Source organism: Serratia sp. (in: enterobacteria) (genome assembly GCF_046715635.1).
In the GTDB taxonomy this organism is placed as follows: Bacteria; Pseudomonadota; Gammaproteobacteria; order Enterobacterales; family Enterobacteriaceae; genus Chania.
On the sequence record NZ_JBKJYW010000469.1, the window covers coordinates 1 to 3764 of the forward strand.

Here is a 3764-nt window from a genome sequence, read left to right on the forward strand (position 1 = left end):
AAAAGAGTAATAATCACTGTCATTAACATGCGATCACCCCATCAACGTGGCGTTGTTACGGCTGACTCTCTGTTTTGGTAAATTACATTGCTGGCCTGGACTACTTGGCATTTGCGGTAGCGGGCAAGTTCAGATTAGCTGGTTTTTCCGAATGCTGGCAAGCCCTGTATTGAGGCTTTTTTCTGCAGGATGTTGGGTCGGCCCGCCGCTCGGCGGTTGCACGGGCTGGACCGACCTCAGTTTATGGCATCAGAACCAGGGGAATTGGCCCATGACGTTATGATAAAACAGCATACGCCCGACAATCTCCCCCGACACCAATGCCACTCCGGCTATCACGGCTATCGATGGGGCCAAACGTGTACGCAGGCCAAGCACCGCGAACAGCACACCACCCACCAACATGCTGCCAACCAACTGCCACCAAAGCATGATCCCCTGAGCGCTGGCTCCGGCAATCTGGTAACGCCCCACCAGCGTGACCAGCAGCAACAGGCAGCCCACCAGCAAACCGTAGCGAACCGTACACGGAACGGCCAGGCCGCAGCAGTTCAAATAGATCCCCAAGGTAGCGAACCCCAACAGTAACGCGGTACTCAGAAACGCCAATTGGGTCAGTGGCGTATGCCACAGCGGATGGCTGGCCATCTGGTAGTAGATTTGTGCCGAGACCAGAATGGCGGCAATCCCCAATACCGAGGTCACCATTCCCAATGTGGTGATCAAGGCCGACTTCTGCGGCCGCAGCCAGCAAACTGCCAACATCAGGAACAGGCTGATATTCACCAGGATAAAGGCGATCACCTCACGGCTTAACCAGGAGTGCGGCAGGCCCACCACCGCGCGGTAAGCCCCAAACGGGCTCCCCAGGTGCAGCAGTGACAAACTGGAGCCAACGACCTCCACCAGCCACAATCCCAGAACCAGATATTTCAGTTGCCCAACGGACATCTGGGAGGTTGGTCGCAACCGATAGAGCGTCAAGGCGATAATACCGCCAATGCCCCATTGGCAAAGCACGGTAAAAAACACCAACGGCAGTTCATATTCGTTCATGACAGCACCTTTTTATTTGTCCGCTGGAATAATGACCACGTTCGGGCCGCTGATGCGATGGTCTGGCATGTGATACCTAGCCTCCAGTACCGCCCAATCCGTAGTGTGGATTTTCCTTAACTCCTCGATATCACCAAACTTCAATACGCCCGCCGGGCAAGACGCCACGCAACGCGGCGGTAATCCTTCATCCAGCCGCTCGGCACACATATTGCACTTGCTGGTTTTACCTTCCTGCGGATCGAAGACCGGGGCGTTGTACGGACAAGCCATAATGCACATACGGCAGCCGATGCATTTCTCATGATCCTGCACCACAATGCCGTCCGGGCGCTTATGATAAGTATCCGCCGGGCATACCTTCATGCATTGCGGATCGTCACAATGGTTGCAGGACATCGAAATAAACCCTTCCGAGTTCGGGCCATCGGTTTCATACTCCCGCACTCGCCGCCAAAGCACGCCGGGTGGCGTCTGATTCTCTGACTTACAGGCCATGGAACAGGTTTTACAGCCGTAACAACGTTTAATATCAATCAGAAAGCCATATTGTTTGGTCATGGGTTATCCCTCCGCCCGCACATCAACCAGCGTACTGTTACAGCAATGCCCGGTACCCAACGCCTCTACGGCGTCATTGGTGACGTGGCTGCTGCTGCCTCCCTGCTGTTCCCACCAGCCGTTATCCAGGGAAACCACGCCGCGTTTGATATGCGTCGTCACCACGGCAATCGCCCGATGTTCCCCTCGCTGGTTAAATACGGTGGCCCAGTCGCCGTGTTTGATCCGGCGCTGTTGTGCATCCTGCGGATGGATCATCACGTTGGGCTGATTGCGCTGCACCTCAAGGATCCATTCGTTCATGCCGTGGCTTGAGTGAATGCTGCGGGCCAGCTTGCGTTGTACCGCCATCAGCGGGTATTTAGCGGCTAATTCCGGCGAGCCTTGCGGCGATTCATTCACCCGCAGATAAGTTACGACCGGCGAGAACGTTTTTTTCTGCCACTCTTCAATAAAGAAGTGGGCTTTACGGGTCGGCGTGCGAAACACCCCATTTTCAAACGGGATCCAGTCGCCGCTCACCGGCAGCACCGGCCCTTTTTTCAGCTGTTCCAGGGTGATACCGGAACCTTGCAGACACGCATTGATGTAATGCTCAATCGGCTGGTTAAACACCTCGCCAAAGCCAAAACGCTCCGCCAGACGCGCAAAGATCCAATAATCCGGCTTGGCTTCACCCGGTGGCTCGACCGCTTGCTCCATCAGTTGCACATAGTGGCTACGCACGCCCGCCATCAGGCTGACATCTTCAAAAATGGTCGTCACCGGCAGCACCAGGTCAGCATACAGCGCGGTAGAGCTCATCAGGTTATCGGCCACCACCACGAAGGGAACCTTTTCCAACGCCTTTCTGACCATGTTGGTGTTAGGCAACTGGGTCATGACCCCCATGGTCATAATCCACCAGAATTTGATCGGGTAAGGCCGGTCATTGGCCACCCACTCGCCCACCTTGGCAACCGGTATCGGGGTGATTTTCTTCACCGCAGGCGCTGGTGGTATGATCGGGCCAAACTTCGCCATTTGGCGTGCTCCGCCCGCATCACAGATCCCTGCTCCCCGTTTGCCGATATTACCGGTGAGCAAGGCCAGGTAGAATTGGCTGGCGGCCACGTAGGTACCAAATTCGGTGCGCTGAGCGCCTGACATATTTTGCACAATCATCGCTGGAGCGGTGGTGGCATAGTCACGGGCCAAACGCAAAATGGTATGGGCGGGAATGTCGGTTTCGGCCGCGACCCGGTCAAGCGTCCATGGCGCAGCCTGCTGGTAAACGGTTTCGAACACCGTACGGTAGCCGCTGTCGGCTGGCAGTTGGTGCTGGAACAACGCCGGGATAATACCCGCCTTGTCATGCCGCACCAGGCTTTGGCTAGTGCAGTCATAAACCAGATAGCTTTCAGTGTCGTTGGCATCGGCCCGCACCAATTGATCTTTGGCATCCACCAGATACACCGCGCCGGTATGCTGGCGCAGGAAATCCTCGTCAATGTGCTGCTCTTCGATAATGATCTTCATCATCCCGAGCGCCAACGCCGTATCGGTGCCTGGTACAATCGGGATCCATTCGTCCGCTTTGGCGGCCGTTTCGTTAAAACGTGGGTCGATAACCACGATGCGCGCGCCCTGCTCTTGCGCACGCAGATATTTTTTAAAATACGCCTGCATGGTCACCGCCGGGTTGTTGCCCCAGCAGATGATCAAACGGCTGTCGGCAATGGTGTCACGGGTATCGGCATAGCGTAACCCCACCATTGGCATCATCGCCGCCGTCACTGCCGAGCAGCAGAGCGACCCCGCCTGTTTCACCGAACCGCCCAGATAATCGAAGAACGCCTTGCCCATATCGTTTTTTATCGAGTCCATGTTGCCTGCATGGGTAGACAGCAGCAGCCCTTCGTTGCCTTGTTCCTTGATGGTGGTACTGATGTTTTTTTCGATTAAATCCAGTGCCTGTTGCCAACTGATAGGCTCGAATTTGCCCTCACCTTTCTTGCCTACCCGCAGCAGAGGCGTCGTAACGCGCTGCTGGTGATAAACCCATTTGGTACGGCTGATGCCCCGCAGGCAACATTTCACATTAAAGCCTTCCGTCGCTTCAATCTTCATCAGCTTTTTCTGATAGACGTAAGCGGTCAGGTTGCAGT

Annotated in this window: 3 protein-coding genes; all 3 read right to left on the bottom strand. The window is 55.5% G+C overall.

Annotated elements, in window-relative coordinates; all coding sequences use genetic code 11:
* Positions 1-249: 249 nt before the first annotated feature.
* Positions 250-1056, bottom strand: coding sequence for a dimethyl sulfoxide reductase anchor subunit family protein (locus tag ACLQ7H_RS24210; RefSeq protein ID WP_411754867.1), 807 nt, complete (start codon positions 1054-1056; stop codon positions 250-252).
* Between the two features lie 12 nt (positions 1057-1068).
* The gene (locus tag ACLQ7H_RS24215; protein ID WP_411754868.1) at positions 1069-1617 is read right to left on the bottom strand and encodes a 4Fe-4S dicluster domain-containing protein; all 549 of its coding nucleotides are present in this window, start codon (positions 1615-1617) and stop codon (positions 1069-1071) included.
* 3 nt (positions 1618-1620) lie between these two features.
* A partial coding sequence (locus tag ACLQ7H_RS24220) for a molybdopterin-dependent oxidoreductase (RefSeq protein WP_411754869.1) occupies positions 1621-3764 on the bottom strand: 2144 nt, incomplete at its 5' end.

Coding starts and splice junctions, on each gene's coding strand:
- ACLQ7H_RS24210 (WP_411754867.1), bottom strand. CDS start 1,056: ATGAACGAATATGAACTGCCGTTGGTGTTTTTTACCGTGCTTTGCCAA.
- ACLQ7H_RS24215 (WP_411754868.1), bottom strand. CDS start 1,617: ATGACCAAACAATATGGCTTTCTGATTGATATTAAACGTTGTTACGGC.